Below are 15248 nucleotides of genomic sequence, written 5' to 3' on the forward strand. Positions count from 1 at the left end.
ATCAGCCTCCGTAAGGTTCAAGCACCAGGTCTCGGGTGACGATCACGCGAACGGGAAACCCGGGCCGGATCGTCAGCGTCGGTGCGATGTTGAGCTGCCGGCGGATGATCTGCTGGCCAGCGTCGTTGATTGTGTCCTGACCGCCGTTGCGGATGGCCTGGATCAGGCGATCATCATCATTCGTGGCGAGTTCGGCGCCGACGCTGAGCAGCGTCGAGAGGCCGGCGGCCTTGGCGAGATCCCACCAATGGTAATCGACGCCGTCCTGCAGGCCGGCATAGCCCTCGGCGTCCGCGCCGGGCTGCCGCTCCAGCACGATGCTGCGACCGTTCGGAAAGATTAGCCGGTTCCAGACGAGGAGGACGCGGCTCTGCCCGAACTGCACGTTGTTGTCGTACTGGCCGATCACGCGCGTGCCCTGCGGCACGAGCAGAATGCGCCCGGTCGGGCTGTCGTAGATGTTTTCGGTCACCTGGGCCGTGATCTGACCGGGAAGGTCCGACCGGATACCGGTTATCAGCGCAGCAGAAATCACCGCGCCTGCCTGAAGGATGTTCGGTGAGGCTGGCGCGGCAACGCGATCGGCCGCGACCGTGCGACGATCGACAGGTGTATTGATGAAAGCCTGTTGGCGTTCCTGTGCTGTGGGTGTCGCCGGCGGCGGCGCAAGCCCGAGGCTGGCGAGATCCGGCGTCGCCGTACTTGGCGCGGTTGCCGTGACGGGAGCCGCGTTACGCGCCTCGGCCGCCGCAAACAGCCTGCTGGTACGCGCCGTTTCGATCTCCTGAAGCCGGCGCTGCTCCTCTGCGCTGATGCCCGGTTGCGGCGGAGCAATCCCAGGTGTCGGCACGGGCTGGCCGCGCTCCTGGGCGCTGAGGATGGGACGGCCGAGGTCTCCCGGTAGCGGCGGACCGAGCTGGGGCACGCCGGAATAGTCTCGCGGCAAGCCCTGCAGACCGTCGGCCGTCGAGCGATTTTCCGTCGAATAGAGCTCTTCTGCCGACCGACCGCCGTCGCGGGTCTGGAGCGCATAGATGAGCGCCCCCCCGAGACCGAGGCTGGCCACGAGGCCAAGCCCGGCCAGTACCTTGCGCGAGAGCCGCGTGACACGCGGCGCCTCGGCGCGCAATCGCATCGGTGCAGCTGCCTCCGGCGCCGATCCCGTCAGCGGCGTGGCGTCTTCCTCTTCCTCGTTCTGGTCATCGCTCACGATGCGGGCCTCCCGTCGTTACGCGTGATCCGGACGCGCTTCTGTCTATCGCCGGAGCCGAAGCGAAGCTCGGCGGCCGCGAAGAGCCGATCGACGATCATGTAGTTGTTGCGGACGCGATAGTTGACGAGTTCCGAGGTGTTGCCCTCAGCGCCGACGACGAAGAGCGGCGGCATCTCGCCTTGGCCGATGCCGCGTGGAAACTCGAGGAAGACTTGCCGTCCGTCGTCATAGGCCCTGAGCGGCCGCCATGGCGCGCGGTTGCCGGTAACGTCGTAGCGGAAGTTGATACGCGAGAGATCAACGCCTGTCGCGACCGGCTGGGCGGCCTGCGCCTCGGCGTTCTGGCGGCGCAGCGCGATGAGTTGGTCCTGCGGATATTGCCACGAGACCGACGCCATATAGGTGCGCTCGGTCGAGCGCAGTTCCATGTGGTAGGTGCGCAGATTGGTGTTGATGACGAGATTGGTCATCAGGTCGGCGCGGGTGGGCTTCACCAGGATGTGGACCTGAAGCGTCGCGCCCGAGCCACTCTGGGTATCGCCAATGATCCAGCGCACCGTGTCGCCGGCGGCAACCGGGCCGGATCCGACCAGCGTTTCGCCGGGCTGGAGCGCGATGTCGGTGATCTGCCCAACGGCGGTGTAGACCTGATAGAGCGCCCCTTGGGTGAAGGGGTAGACCTGCATCGAGTTGATGAAGCCGTCGCGCACCGGCTGAATGCGGGCGGCCGCATTGGCCTGGTTGACGCGTGCCGTGGGATCGGCCGGCTCGGCTGCGCGGCGCGATGCCTCGACCGGCTTCATCTGGCCGGGTAGCGGCAGCGGCTTGGGCAGTTCGACCACCGTGACCGGCGCGGGCGGATCGACGGTCTGCACGGCAACGGGCGCGTCGTCGTAGCTGATCTCCGGCGGCTTCTGCGTCGTCGCGCAGCCGGCGAGTGCCGTGGCCGCCAGCAGCAAAGCCGCCAATGTGTGTGTACGGAAAGCCGGTTCTCCGGCTTTACGGAAAATCGGCATTATCATTGCCCCAGCTCCCGTGACCAAGAAATTGCGTTGACGTAAATCCCCAATGGATTGGCGCGCAGCCGGTCGGCGTTGCGGGGTATCTGCACTACGATGGTCAGGATTGCCGTCCATCGGGTCGTTTCGGCGAGCTGGCCGTTCTCGTAGCGGCGCTCGGTCCATGCGACGCGGAAACTGTCGGGAGACGCCCGGATCACGCTCGAGACATCGACGGCGATCTGCTGACGCCCGACCTTGGTGAAGGGATCGTTGGAGCGCGCATAGTCGTTGAGCGCTGCCGCTCCCCGGTCCGTCGTGAAGTCATAGGCGCGCAGCCAGTTCTGGCGAACGATGATCGCGTCAGCCGGGATCGAGCGGACCTGCTCGATGAAGCGTGCGAGATGGAAGGCGATCTGCGGATCGGTCGGCTGATAGTCGGCCGTCGCCGGTGCGACCGCTTCTGCCTGGCCGAGCCGATCGGTCTGAACAACCCAGGGAACGACGGTGCCGCGGGCGGATTGCCAGACCAGCGCCGCGGCGAACCCTGCAGACAGGAAGAGTGATCCGAACGCCATCAAGCGCCAATTGCGCGCCTGGATGCGAGCCGAGCCGATGCGGTCGTCCCAGGCCTGGGCGGCGCGCTGATACGGTGTTTCGGGTTCGGGGGCTTTTCCATAGTGGGTCGAAGGTCGTCGGAACATCAGCGGTCGCTTTCGGAGAGGTTGACGGAGGAGCCGCCGCCGTGGCTGTCGCCGCTGCGGACGGCATGGACCGTCGTGGAGACGGCATGGCTCATTTGCTGGGAGCGCTTCATGCGGCGGGCCCATGCGGGAGGCTGCTGAGCCCCATCGGCAGGGTTCGGTGCAGCCTCGCTGGCTGTGTCACCAACGGTGCCCATGGTCGAGGAACCGCCTGTCGTCTCGAAGGCGGCGCGAGATCCGCTGGCGAAGCTGGACTGCATGCTGGACGACGCCCGTTGGGCGGCGCGGCGAAGCGGTGATGTGGCGGCGGAACCAGCGGCCCGGGCGACACCGCCCAGACCGCTGGCCACGCCAGAGGCGCCGGTCTGCCCTGCGGCGCCCAGGCTGTATGCGGTCGATGCGCCGCCCGCCAGCGCGGCGCCACCTCGGGCCGCGGCGGCAGCGCCACCCGCGAGCGCTGCACCACCCGAGGCAACGGCGCCGACGGTGGCCGCACCGGCAGCAACCATGCCGCCTGCGGCAAGCCCGGTTCCGATCGCAGCGCCCGCGCCGAGCTGCGGACCGCCAGAGACGAGACCGTTGGCGATGCCGGGGCCGAAAATGCCTAGGCCGAGCAGCGTCAGCGCCGCGAGCACGATCGCCATGGCCTCGTCGATCGAAGGCGTGCGTCCGCCGAAGCCCACGGTGAATTCGGAAAAGAGGCTCGACCCGATACCTATGATGACGCCGAGGACGAGCACCTTGATGCCGGATGAGATGACGTTGCCGAGCACGCGCTCGGCCATGAAGGCGCTCTTGCCGAACAGACCGAAGGGGATGAGCACGAACCCGGCGAGCGTTGTCAGCTTGAACTCGATCAGGGTGACGAAGAGCTGGATGGCGAGGATGAAGAAGGCGAGCAGCACCAGCGCCCAGGCGAGCAGCATCACCGCGATCTGGATGAAGTTCTCGAAGAAGCTCCAGTAGCCCATCAGGTCGGAGATGGAATCGAGGAGCGGGCGGCCTGCGTCGAGACCAGTCTGCGCCACACGGCCGGGCTTCATCATGTCGGCGACAGTGAAGCCGGTCCCGGCTGCCTTCAGCCCAAGGCCGGCGAAGCTCTCGAAGATGATCCGGGCGAGGTTGTTCCAGTTGCTGATGAGATAGGCGAACACGCCGACGAACAGGGTCTTTTTGACCAGGCGCGCGATGATGTCGTCATCGGCGTCCCAACTCCAGAACAGCGCGGCAAGCGTCACGTCGATCACGATCAGCGTGGTGGCGATGAAGGCCACTTCGCCGCTGAGGAGGCCGAAGCCGCTATCGATATAGCGGGTGAAGACCTCCAGGAAATGGTCGATGACGCCGGTGCCGCCCATGATATCAACGCGCCTCGTTGGTTTGGCTGTCGGTCTCAGGCGCGGTGTCGATGACCACAGGATCGTTCGGGACTGGAGGGTTCTGCGGCTGACCGTGTGGACCCGGCGACTGCGGAGCCGGCTGCGATTGGAGTGCCTGTGATGGCTTCAGGAAGCGCTCACGGTTCTCGGCCCAGGTTCGAAGACAGGCGGAGTCGCGGGTGCCGGCTTCGCCGAGCTGCTGGCAGCGCCGCAGTTCGATCTTTATCGCATCAACGCCCGTTTCGGTGGCAGCAGTGACACCCCGGTGAAGGGGCGGTTCATCCTTGCGGGTAAGTTCGATGATCGTCGCCGTGATGGCGACTGCGACGAAGATGACTGCGCCGAGGCGCGCGAGAACCTTTCCATCCATCGCCACGCCCTCAGTTGCCGCTGGACGGGAACATCCGTGCGTTGCCCGCCTGGTAGCCCGCACCTGGGGTCAGGAAACGACGGCGCTGTTCACGGCCCTGTTCGGCGGCGGCGGATCGCTCGGCGTCGACAAGCGCCTGGGCGCGACCGTTGGCGGAGACGACGGCGGTGAGATCGGCGAGCTGCTGGGCCTGCAAAGCGAGAAGCTGATTGCCGGCTTGTGTCGCCTGAAGCGCGCCGGTGGCGCCTTGGCTCTGACCGACCAGAGCCGACATCTCAGCCCGGTTGGTGTCGATATTGCCGACCACCCCAGCCTGGACGCGCATGGCATCCTGCAGGCCGCCGACGGTGTTCTGCCAGCGCTCGCGCGCGTCGGTGACGAGTTGCTGGTCGGAGGCCGACATCGAGGCGTTGCCGTAGGTGGTGCGAAACGCCTGGTCGATGTTCTGCACATTGTAGGCGATACGCTGGGCTTCGCCGAGCAGTTGCTGGGTCCGTTGAACGGACTGCTGCAATTGCTGGATGGAGGAATAAGGCAGGCTCGCGAGGTTGCGGGCCTGGTTGATCAGCATCGTCGCTTCGTTTTGGAGCGAGGTGATCTGATTGTTGATCTGCGTCAGCGCGCGGGTCGCCGATAGCAGGTTCTGGGCGTAGTTGGTGGGATCGTAGACGATGAGGGCATGCGCCGGTGTCGTCAGGATCGGAGCAAACGCTGCGGGAGTGGCAAGCAGCGCAAGGGCGAACCGCGCTGCGCGGGAACGGCACAGTGTCATGATGATGACTCCAGGTTGGTGAGGTTGGGAATGAGGTCAGCCGCCCAGTCGACGCCGCGATGGCGTAGCCACGCCGCGAAGAAGCCCTCGCGGCCGTGCTCGGCGACGATGCGGTCGATCGCGGCCTGATCAGTCTTGGAGGATGCGGCGCAGAGCGCGAGCGCCACGTCGGCGAGGCCCAGTTCGAACAGCCGGTTGCCGCGGCGGCTCTGGCAGTAATAATCCCGCTTTGGCATGGCCCTGGCGAGGATCTCGATCTGCCGGTCGTTCAATCCGAAGCGGCGGTAGATCGCGGTGATCTGCGGTTCGATTGCCCGCTCGTTCGGCAGCAGCAGCCGCGTCTGGCAGCTCTCGATGATGGCGGGTGCGATCGCCGAGCCATCGATGTCGGAGAGCGACTGGGTGGCGAAGACGACGCTGGCGTTCTTCTTGCGCAGCGTCTTCAGCCATTCGCGGAGCTGGCCTGCAAAGCCCTCGTCGTCGAGGGCGAGCCAGCCTTCGTCGACGATGATCAGAGTGGGCTCGCCGTTCAGGCGGTCCTCGATGCGATGGAAGAGATAAGAGAGCACGGCGGGCGCGGCGGCCGTCCCGATCAAGCCTTCGGTTTCGAAGGCCTGGACGGTGGCGACGCCGAGATGCTCGCTTTCGGCATCGAGCAGCCGGCCATAGGGTCCGCCGACGCAATATGGCCGCAGCGCCTGCTTCAGGTCGTTCGATTGCAACAGCACCGAAAGGCCCGTCACGGTGCGCTCGGGAACGGGTGCGCTGGCTAGCGATGACAGCGCAGTCCAGATCAGTTCCTTGACCTCGGGTGTGATCTGGATGTTCTCGCGCATCAGGATCGCGACGATCCAGTCGGCGGCCCAGGCACGTTCGGCCGCCTCGTCGATCCGAGATAGCGGTTGCAGCGCGACGCTATCCGCAGAGCCCTCGGTCAGGCCGCCACCGAGATCGTGCCAGTCGCCACCCATGGCGATGGCGGCGGCGCGTATCGAGCCGCCGAAGTCGAAGGCGAAGACCTGCGCCGCGGCGTAGCGGCGGAATTGCAGCGCCATGAGCGCCAACAGCACGGACTTGCCCGCGCCGGTCGGGCCAACCACCAGCGTGTGGCCGACGTCGCCGACATGGATGGAAAACCGGAACGGAGTGGATCCTTCGGTCTTGCCGTACAGCAAGGGGGGCGCACCGAAGTGCTCATCCCGTTCCGGTCCCGCCCACACAGCCGAAAGCGGGATCATGTGGGCAAGGTTGAGCGTCGAGATCGGCGGCTGACGCACATTGGCGTAGACGTGCCCGGGCAGCGAGCCGAGCCAGGCATCTGCCGCATTGATCGTCTCGGGCATGGCGGTGAAGTCGCGGCCCTGGATCACCTTCTCGACAAGGCGGAGCTTCTCCGCCGCAATGCGGGGATCGTTATCCCAAACGGCGATCGTCGCGGTGACATAGGCTTGCCCGGCATAGTCGGCGCCGAGCTCCTGCAACGCCAAGTCTGCGTCGGCCGCCTTGTTGGCGGCGTCGGTATCGACGAGCGCGCTCGCCTCGTTGGTCATCACCTCCTTGAGGATGGCGGCGACCGACTTTCGCTTGGCGAACCATTGCCGACGGATTCTGGTCAGGAGCTTCGTTGCGTCTGTCTTGTCGAGCAGGATCGCCCGCGTGGCCCAGCGATAGGGGAAGGCCAGCCGGTTCAGCTCGTCGAGGATCCCGGGTGTGGTCGCGGTCGGGAAACCGACGATGGTCAGAATACGCAGGTTCGCATCGCCTAGGCGCGGTTCCAGCCCGCCGGTGAGCGGCTGATCGGAGACCAGCGCGTCGAGATACATCGGCGTTTCGGGAACGCGCACGCGATGGCGCTTCGTCGAGACGGTCGAGTGGAGATAGGTCAGCGTCTCGACATCATCGAGCCAGCCGCATTCCGGCATGAAGGCTTCGACGAGTTGCAGGGTGCGGTCGGTGCGGTCGACGAAACCACGCAACGCTTCCCAGGCATCGACACCGCGTTCGGCCTTGCCTTCATAGAGCCAGCTTTCGGCGCGCGCGGCGTCTTCGGCGGGCGGGAGAAAGGTGAAGGTCAGGACGTAGCTCGACTCGTAGTGGACGGCGTCCTCCTCGAAGCCAGCTTTTCGTTCGGCGTCGACCATGGCTGAAGCGGGATCGGGGAAGCGGCTCGCGGGATAGGCGCCGACCGCATGACGCTGCGCCTCGACAAAGATGGACCAACCCGAGCCGAGACGACGGAAGGCGCTGTTGAGCCGACCGGCGACGGCGACCAGTTCGGCCTGCACGGCGGAATCAAGATCGGGACCGCGAAATCGCGCGCTGCGCTGGAAGCTGCCGTCCTTGTTAAGGACGACGCCGGGTGCGACAAGCGCCGCCCAGGGTAGGAAATCCGCGAGGCGGGTCGAGGTGCGACGATATTCGGCGAGATTCATCATAGCGCGTGCCTCAAACGTTCAGGTGGCCGGGGATGCGGAGGTGCCGGCGACCGACGTCGACAAATTGCGGGTCGCGCTTGGCCGCCCAGACGGCGGCGAAATGGCCGATCGCCCAGAGGCCGATGCCGACCAGCCAGAGGCGAAGGCCGAGACCGAGAGCGGCGGCGAGCGTGCCGTTGAGGATGGCGATCGAGCGCGGCGCACCGCCGAGCAGGATGTGCTCGGTCAAGGCCCGGTGAACCGGGACGCTGTAGCCGGGCACATCGCCGCCGTTCTCGGTTAGGCCCGCCATCAGACGAGCGCTCCGCCGCCGAACGAGAAGAACGACAGGAAGAAGCTCGATGCGGCAAACGCGATCGACAGGCCGAAGACTATCTGGATCAGACGGCGGAAGCCGCCATTGGTGTCGCCGAACGCGAGCGTCAGACCGGTGACGATGATGATGATGACCGCGATGATCTTAGCGACCGGGCCTTCGATGGATTCTAGGATCGATTGCAGCGGCGCTTCCCAAGGCATGGAGGAGCCGGAAGCGTGAGCGGCCGGCGCCAGCAGGATGCTGGTGAAGAGGACGGATGCGGCGGTTGCGACATGACGGCGGAAATGCAGGGCACGGCGGATCATGCAGATTCTCCTTCGGGGGGCTGGGCTTGGGTTGCGGGGCGGACGCGGTAGTCGCCGTCGGGGCCGAGCCCTTCGACGCGACCAAGTTCGGCCAGGCGCCGCGTCGAGCCGCGGCCCGAGAGGACCGCGACGACGTCGATCGTCTCCGCGATCAATGCGCGTGGGACGGTGATGACGGCTTCCTGGATGAGCTGTTCGAGGCGGCGCAGTGCGCCGAGCGCGCTGCCGGCGTGGATCGTGCCGATCCCGCCGGGGTGGCCGGTGCCCCAAGCCTTCAGCAAGTCGAGCGCCTCGGCGCCGCGCACCTCGCCGATCGGGATGCGATCTGGCCGCAGCCGCAGAGATGAGCGGACGAGATCGGAGAGTGTCGCGACGCCGTCCTTGGTCCGCATGGCGACCAGGTTGGGTGCTGCGCATTGCAACTCGCGGGTATCTTCGATCAGCACCACGCGGTCGGACGTCTTCGACACCTCGGCGAGCAATGCGTTGGTCAGCGTCGTCTTGCCGGTCGAGGTGCCACCGGCCACGAGGATGTTGCTGCGCTCTGCGACAGCCTTGCGCAGGATATCGGCCTGCCCGGCCGTCATGGTGCCGGCGGCGACATAGTCCTGCAGCGTGAAGACGGCGACGGCGGGCTTGCGGATCGCGAAGGCAGGCGCTGCCACGACGGGCGGCAGCAGACCCTCGAACCGCTCTCCCGTTTCCGGCAGTTCCGCCGAAACGCGGGGATTGCTGGCATGAACCTCGGCGCCGACATGGTGGGCGACGAGGCGCACGATGCGCTCGCCATCGGCTGCTGAAAGGCGCTCGCCTGTGTCCGACAAGCCTTCCGACAGACGGTCGATCCAGAGACGGCCGTCGGGATTGAGCATCACCTCGACGACGCTGGCGTCTGCCAGAAATCCGGCTATGGCGGGGCCGAGCGCGGTGCGCAGCATGCGCGCGCCGCGCACTATCGCCTCGGATTTCTCGGAAGATACAGCCACGTCGTCCCCGTTCTCTTGCGGGACCGCGTCAGGCCGCCCCTGGATCGGGGATGATTAAGAGAACCGGAAATCGGCCCTCTGCAACAGCTTGTTTCGCTTGTCGTACCGTAGCGTACAAAGACAGGCGTTCGGCGGATTTGCTGAATACTTGTGATGCCGCAATCTGTGCTTATTGCGCGTCGCGCGCGGGATCGATGTCCTCCGAAATCTCCTGCCGCAGCTTCGGCCCCTTGGCGAGCCTGCGCCCCAGCGCTGCGACGAAGGCGTCGTAGCGCTCTCCGGCCTGGGCTCGGGCCGCCACTTGCGCCGGTTCGGGCAACGGCGGATTGGTGGTCAGCCAGAAGCGCACGAACACGGCGAGCATCTCGACGGATATTCCCAGATCACGCTCCATCCGTGTCATGCGCCGATCAAGCTGGTCGAGGCGTTTCGTGGTCGTTGCTTCCTGCCGCTCGGCTGCGTCGGGCGACAGGAAGGAGGCGATTGCCGCCTCGGCGATGAGCGAGCGCGATTGGTCACGGCGGGCAGCATAGGCAGCGAGCGCCTTCATCACCTCGGGTTCGAGATAGACCGACAGGCGTTGCTTTTTCGATGGATTTGCCATGGTCACCTCACAGGTCCATGCCGTCATTCGGGTCAAGCGAGACCTGGCGGGCCAAGCCCTGCATGACCTGGTTGGTACGGCTGATCCGGGCTGCGTCGTCATCGGCGTCGTCGTCGAGGCCGATCTCGAACTCGTTCTCGATCGGCGCTTTCTTCTCGACGGGAGCGGCCCGCTCCAGCTCAGGCTGGTGGCGCCGTTCCGATCCGGTTGGATCTTCGTCGCCGTCATCTGCCGCTTCGGTCCCGCTGACGGGCATGGTGCTGGAAGGCCGCGCCGGAAGCGGTCGCCCGCTCCAGTCGTCCGCGCCCGGTCTCGTCGGTCGGGTGAGTGCCGGCGGCGCCATGATCCGATCCATGAAACGTCGATCCTCATAATAGCGGGCCTTCTTGGCGCGGATCGGCGCTGTGCCCGCCACCATGACGATTTCGTCGGCGGGCGGGAGCTGCATGATCTCACCCGGCGTGAGCAGCGGGCGGGCCGTTTCCGAGCGCGACACCATCAGGTGACCAAGCCAGGGTGAGAGCCGGTGACCGGCATAGTTGCGCATGGCGCGCATCTCGGTCGCGGTGCCGAGTGCATCAGAGACGCGCTTGGCGGTCCGCTCATCGTTGGTCGCGAAGCTCACCCGAACGTGGCAATTGTCGAGGATTGAATTGTTCGGTCCATAGGCCTTCTCGATCTGGTTCAGCGACTGCGCGATCAGAAACGCCTTCAGGCCGTAGCCCGCCATGAAGGCGAGCGCGGATTCGAAGAAGTCCAGCCGGCCGAGCGCCGGGAACTCGTCGAGCATGAGCAGCAGCCGATGCCGATTGCCCTTGGCGTTGAGATCCTCGGTCAGGCGTCGGCCGATCTGGTTGAGGATCAACCGGATGAGCGGCTTGGTGCGCGCGATGTCGCTGGGCGGCACAACGAGATAGAGGCTGGTCGGCAATTTGGCCCCGACGATGTCGGCGATGCGCCAGTCGCAGCGCCGCGTCACCTCGGCGACGACGGGATCGCGATAGAGGCCGAGGAACGACATGGCGGTCGAGAGAACGCCTGAACGCTCGTTGTCGGATTTGTTGAGCAGCTCGCGCGCGGCCGAGGCGATCACCGGATGCGGTCCGGCATCGCCGAGATGGGCGGTCTTCATCATTGCCGCCAACGTGGATTCGATCGGCCGCTTCGGATCGGAGAGGAAGGCGGCGACGCCGGCGAGCGTCTTGTCCTCCTCGGCGTAGAGCACATGCAGGATCGCACCGACCAGGAGCGCGTGGCTTGTCTTCTCCCAGTGGTTTCGCTTCTCTAACGAGCCTTCCGGATCGACCAGGATGTCGGCGATGTTCTGAACGTCGCGGACCTCCCACTCGCCGCGGCGCACCTCAAGCAACGGATTGTAGGCGGCTGACTTCACATTGGTCGGATCAAAGAGCAGCACGCGGCCGTGGCGGGCACGGAAGCCGGCGGTCAGCGTCCAATTCTCACCCTTGATGTCATGAACGATCGCCGAACCCGGCCAGGTCAGCAGTGACGGCACGACCAGGCCGACGCCCTTGCCGGAGCGGGTCGGCGCGAAGCACAGCACATGCTCGGGACCATCGTGGCGCAGGTAAGCCCTGTCGTACTTACCGAGGACCACGCCATCTTCGCCGAGCAGACTGGCGCCGCGCACTTCATCATCCTGTGCCCAGCGCGCCGAGCCGAAGGTCTCGGCGTTCTTCGCTTCACGGGCCCGCCACACCGACATGCCGATGGCGACGGCGATCGAGATGAAGCCGCCGGACGCGGCGATATAGGCGCCCTCGACGAAGATCGGCGGCACATAGGCGTCGTAGAAATACCACCAGGGGAAGAAGGACCACGGATAATAGATCGGCCAGTCACCGAGCATGAACCAGGGCGGACCGAGTTGGGCCTGGAAGCCGAGCTTGTACGCCGTCCATTGCGTCGCCGCCCAGGTCGTGAATATGACGATGGCGAAGACGGTGATGATCTGGCCCCAGAGAATCTTGGTGGCGGACATGAAGAGGTCCTTTCGCTTGTGTGGTTGTCACAGGCCGAGCCCTCGCTTGCGGCCGAAGCTCCAGTCGACACCGCCATCATTGCGGGCGACGCCCGAGACATGCCGGCCAAGCTGCTTTTCGATCGATGGGGTCCAGGGCACGAGGCTGAAGCCGAGGCCGTCATCGATCATGGCGAAGCGACCGGTCGCGAGCGTGAGGCGTCTCTGGTAGATGCCGGTGACATATTCGCCGGACTCCGGCTTGACCTGCGGTCGCCCTGTCTCGGTGATGATGCGTTCGGCGACGGCGTCCAGTTCGCGCCGCCGCAGCGTGTCGACCAGACCGGGCTGGAAGCTGATGCCGCGCTTTTGACGTTCAGCGAGCCCCTGGCCGACCAGATGATCGGCACGCCGGTCCATGGCATCGCGCACCTCCGTGCCGAAGCCGCCGCCGAGGGCAACTGGCTCGCGTGCGATGTTCTGCCGGTCGAGCCAGGTGGCACCGGTGGCGGTGACCTGCCGTTCAATGTCGAGGTCGGAGCGTACGGCGATGGCGACACGGCGCTGGCCGCGCGCGTCATCGAATTTCCGAAGCTCGACGATCGAGCCCGGCGCGCTGTCGCCGGCCGCGTCGAGATCGGGCAGCTTGATATGATGGGTGCGACCGTCGACGCCATCCACGACGGCGAAGGCAGTGCCCTTCAGCTCGTCGTCGAGGCCGCGGGCGACCAGGCGACCGATGACCGGTTCGTTGAGGCTCTCGGACGCCAACACATAACCTGCCGCACCGCGCTCGATGCCACGTTCGATCAGGCCGTGATGGATACGCTTGATGATGTCACCACGCTCGCCGAGTTCGCGTAGCGTCGCCTCGGCCTTGTCCGAGATCGTCCACTGACCGGGGCCGATCTCGTCGGCGAGACCGAGACCTTCCAGCTTGCGCAGGCGCCCGACCTTGAGCGCATGGAATTCGTCCGGCTGCCGATCGGCATGCGGGGCGAGATCGATAACGCCGGTGCGATAGGCGTCGCGAGCGAGCTGGCGATCGAGGTTGGTCCAGCGATCGGCGTCGATCTGGCGTTCCAGCGTGCGGCGGATTTCCTGATCGGCGCGCGGGCCTAGCTCCTGGGTGATCAACTCGCGCGCCCGATCACGCATGCCGTCTTTTATATAGTCGCGCGAGATGACCAAGTTCTCGCCGTCATCGCGCACGCCGCGCACGATGAGGTGGACATGCGGATGCTCGGTGTTCCAGTGATCGACGGCGACCCATTCGAGCTTTGTCCCGAGGTCCTTCTCCATCTGGCCGACCAGCTCGCGGGCGAAGCCCTTGAGGTCGGACATCGCCGTCGCGTCGTCCGGCGAGACGATGAAGCGGAAATGGTGACGGTCATCCTCGGACCGTTCGGCGAAATCCCTGGCATCGACATCATCGCCTCCGGGGCCGAACAGCCGGGCCTTCTCCCCGTCTCGGGTGACGCCATCGCGGCGCAGATAATTGAGATGTGTCGAGAGCGGCGCGGACCGGCCGCCATGATGAACGACGCGCGCCTTGATGACCGCGCCGCGTGAGCGCGCGGTGATGAGTCGGTTCGCCTGGATCGAGGCGCGCTGGCCGCGCCCGAACCGGGACCGCCCGCCTGACCCGATCTTCCCTTGCCGGGAAACGGTGCCGCCGGCGCGCTGGGTGGCGGCAAGCGCCTGGGCGATGAAGGGTCGTACCCGCTGTGCGCTGGTCGAGCGGATGGGGCCTGGCCGGATACGGAATTCGTTGTCGTCGGTCATGATCGAGAACCCGCACATCGCGCGAAGCCGATGATTTTCTTGAAGAATGTGCGCAAGCGCAGGCTGCGCCGATCAGGCGCACCTCGCGAAATCGCGTTATAACCCCTTGAAAAAGCACAACCGAACCAAAGCGCACATCGCGCCCCTTTATCCTGCCATCGTTCGGTTGTGCTGCCTGCTCTTCCCGCCTCTGACGCCAAATCCACGCCAGAGCCCGACAATGCCGCAGGGAGTGCGAAGTCACTCATCGCGGCCCCGCAGTATCGGTTCGCGCCACGAATAGGCCGCCCGATCGCGGTGCAGGCAGGACCGGATCGCGCGCGGTTTCCTGCGCGGATCGTGTAGCCGGAGCATCGTCGCTCTGTCGCTGATCTGCACCCGTGTTGCCGTCGAGATGCACGATGAAGAGCGGCGCACGGGTCCAGGCGAGCGGATCGGCGGTCGCCACCGTGACGGGGGCAGTCGGATTGCCGCCGCCAATGATCGGTGCGAGCGCAGCAACATAGGCGCGCGTTTCGGCGGGCAATGGGCGACCGGTCGCGCGATATTCCTCGTAGCGGCCGGGACCGGCATTGTAGACCGCCAGAAAACCCGGCGAGCCGTAGCGATCGTGCATCTCGCGCAGGTACGCAGCGCCCGCCATGATGTTGTCGCGTGGGTCGTAGGGATCGCCGCCGAGACCCTGTCGAGCGCGCAAATCCCCCCACGTCGCTGGCATGATCTGCATCAGCCCCATCGCGCCCTTGGGTGAGATCGCGCGCGCATCACCGCGGCTTTCGACGCGCATGACGGCCCGAATCCACGCCTCCGGAATGCCGAACCGGCGCGCTGCGTTGGCGATATGCCCGGCATAGGGATCGCTAGGTGATGCGCGCTCCACCGATGCGTCCTGTGCGACGGCCGGGACGGTCCACGACATGCCGGTAAACAGGCCGGAAAGGAGGAGGAAGGCTGTGTGGCGGACGGTGGGAAACCGTCCGACGACAGCGCGATGGCGTCGGGCCGGCATCGCTCAGTCCCGCTCGCCGCGCTTGGGGGGACGGTTCCAGTGCAGGCCCCACGCCGATTTATCGTCGGCCGACTGAAACAGGTTAGCGCGGATCGGCTGCGGAAAGCACGGATCATCAAGCTGGAGCGCGACGTACTCTCCGGCCTTCTCGCCGGTGCGCTTCCAACCCGCGCCGAGTTCGGCTCGGGCTTCGTTGTTTATACTGTCGAAGACGTGCACGCGGAAATCCGGCGCATTCTCGGCATCGGACGGCTCGGCCGGAATGATGATGATGTCCTGGTGCAGCAGGAGTGTTTCCAAGTGGCCGATGAAGCCGCCATCGTCGCGGGTAAACTGACCGATCAGGGACATGATTGCCTCCGTGAATCTGCGGTGAGGTTGGGATTGG

The 15248-nt window shown here is 65.8% G+C and carries 15 protein-coding genes; all 15 read right to left on the reverse strand.

The window, feature by feature from the left end:
• Position 1: 1 nt before the first annotated feature.
• The gene (locus HNR59_RS03140) at positions 2-1210 is read right to left on the reverse strand and encodes a TrbI/VirB10 family protein (RefSeq protein WP_183825844.1); all 1209 of its coding nucleotides are present in this window, start codon (positions 1208-1210) and stop codon (positions 2-4) included.
• The gene (gene trbG, locus HNR59_RS03145) at positions 1207-2235 is read right to left on the reverse strand and encodes a P-type conjugative transfer protein TrbG (RefSeq protein ID WP_210307197.1); all 1029 of its coding nucleotides are present in this window, start codon (positions 2233-2235) and stop codon (positions 1207-1209) included. The genes HNR59_RS03140 and trbG overlap by 4 nt, the downstream gene beginning before the upstream one ends.
• Positions 2232-2915 (reverse strand): conjugal transfer protein TrbF, encoded by a 684-nt coding sequence (gene trbF / locus HNR59_RS03150; RefSeq protein WP_183825847.1) that lies wholly within the window; start codon positions 2913-2915, stop codon positions 2232-2234. The genes trbG and trbF overlap by 4 nt, the downstream gene beginning before the upstream one ends.
• Positions 2915-4273, reverse strand: coding sequence for a P-type conjugative transfer protein TrbL (gene trbL / locus HNR59_RS03155; protein WP_183825850.1), 1359 nt, complete (start codon positions 4271-4273; stop codon positions 2915-2917). Before trbL ends, trbF begins: the two co-directional genes overlap by 1 nt.
• 4 nt (positions 4274-4277) lie before the next feature.
• On the reverse strand, positions 4278-4664 hold the full coding sequence (trbK-alt, locus tag HNR59_RS20695) for a putative entry exclusion protein TrbK-alt (RefSeq protein ID WP_183825853.1): 387 nt from the start codon (positions 4662-4664) through the stop codon (positions 4278-4280).
• A 10-nt stretch (positions 4665-4674) separates the two neighbouring features.
• Positions 4675-5436 (reverse strand): P-type conjugative transfer protein TrbJ, encoded by a 762-nt coding sequence (gene trbJ, locus HNR59_RS03165; protein ID WP_183825856.1) that lies wholly within the window; start codon positions 5434-5436, stop codon positions 4675-4677.
• Positions 5433-7871 carry a conjugal transfer protein TrbE gene (trbE, locus tag HNR59_RS03170; RefSeq protein ID WP_183825858.1) on the reverse strand — a complete coding sequence of 813 codons (2439 nt, stop codon included), beginning with the start codon at positions 7869-7871 and terminating at the stop codon, positions 5433-5435. The genes trbJ and trbE overlap by 4 nt, the downstream gene beginning before the upstream one ends.
• A 10-nt stretch (positions 7872-7881) precedes the next feature.
• Positions 7882-8163, reverse strand: a complete 282-nt coding sequence (locus tag HNR59_RS03175; RefSeq protein WP_183825861.1) for a VirB3 family type IV secretion system protein — start codon at positions 8161-8163, stop codon at positions 7882-7884.
• Complete coding sequence (locus HNR59_RS03180; protein WP_183825864.1) at positions 8163-8495, reverse strand: TrbC/VirB2 family type IV secretion system protein; 333 nt, start codon at positions 8493-8495, stop codon at positions 8163-8165. The genes HNR59_RS03175 and HNR59_RS03180 overlap by 1 nt, the downstream gene beginning before the upstream one ends.
• Positions 8492-9433, reverse strand: a complete 942-nt coding sequence (trbB, locus tag HNR59_RS03185) for a P-type conjugative transfer ATPase TrbB (protein WP_210307274.1) — start codon at positions 9431-9433, stop codon at positions 8492-8494. Before trbB ends, HNR59_RS03180 begins: the two co-directional genes overlap by 4 nt.
• Before the next feature lie 217 nt (positions 9434-9650).
• The gene (locus HNR59_RS03190; RefSeq protein ID WP_183825870.1) at positions 9651-10085 is read right to left on the reverse strand and encodes a ribbon-helix-helix protein, CopG family; all 435 of its coding nucleotides are present in this window, start codon (positions 10083-10085) and stop codon (positions 9651-9653) included.
• 7 nt (positions 10086-10092) lie between these two features.
• Positions 10093-12087 (reverse strand): conjugal transfer protein TraG, encoded by a 1995-nt coding sequence (locus HNR59_RS03195; RefSeq protein ID WP_183825873.1) that lies wholly within the window; start codon positions 12085-12087, stop codon positions 10093-10095.
• Positions 12088-12114: 27 nt separating this feature from the next.
• The gene (locus HNR59_RS03200) at positions 12115-13851 is read right to left on the reverse strand and encodes a relaxase/mobilization nuclease domain-containing protein (RefSeq protein ID WP_183825876.1); all 1737 of its coding nucleotides are present in this window, start codon (positions 13849-13851) and stop codon (positions 12115-12117) included.
• A gap of 244 nt (positions 13852-14095) precedes the next feature.
• The gene (locus tag HNR59_RS03205; protein ID WP_183825879.1) at positions 14096-14860 is read right to left on the reverse strand and encodes a lytic transglycosylase domain-containing protein; all 765 of its coding nucleotides are present in this window, start codon (positions 14858-14860) and stop codon (positions 14096-14098) included.
• A 3-nt stretch (positions 14861-14863) separates the two neighbouring features.
• Positions 14864-15211, reverse strand: a complete 348-nt coding sequence (locus tag HNR59_RS03210; RefSeq protein WP_183825883.1) for a DUF736 domain-containing protein — start codon at positions 15209-15211, stop codon at positions 14864-14866.
• Between the last annotated feature and the right edge of the window lie 37 nt (positions 15212-15248).

Source organism: Aquamicrobium lusatiense (assembly GCF_014201615.1).
Lineage (GTDB): Bacteria > Pseudomonadota > Alphaproteobacteria > Rhizobiales > Rhizobiaceae > Mesorhizobium > Mesorhizobium lusatiense.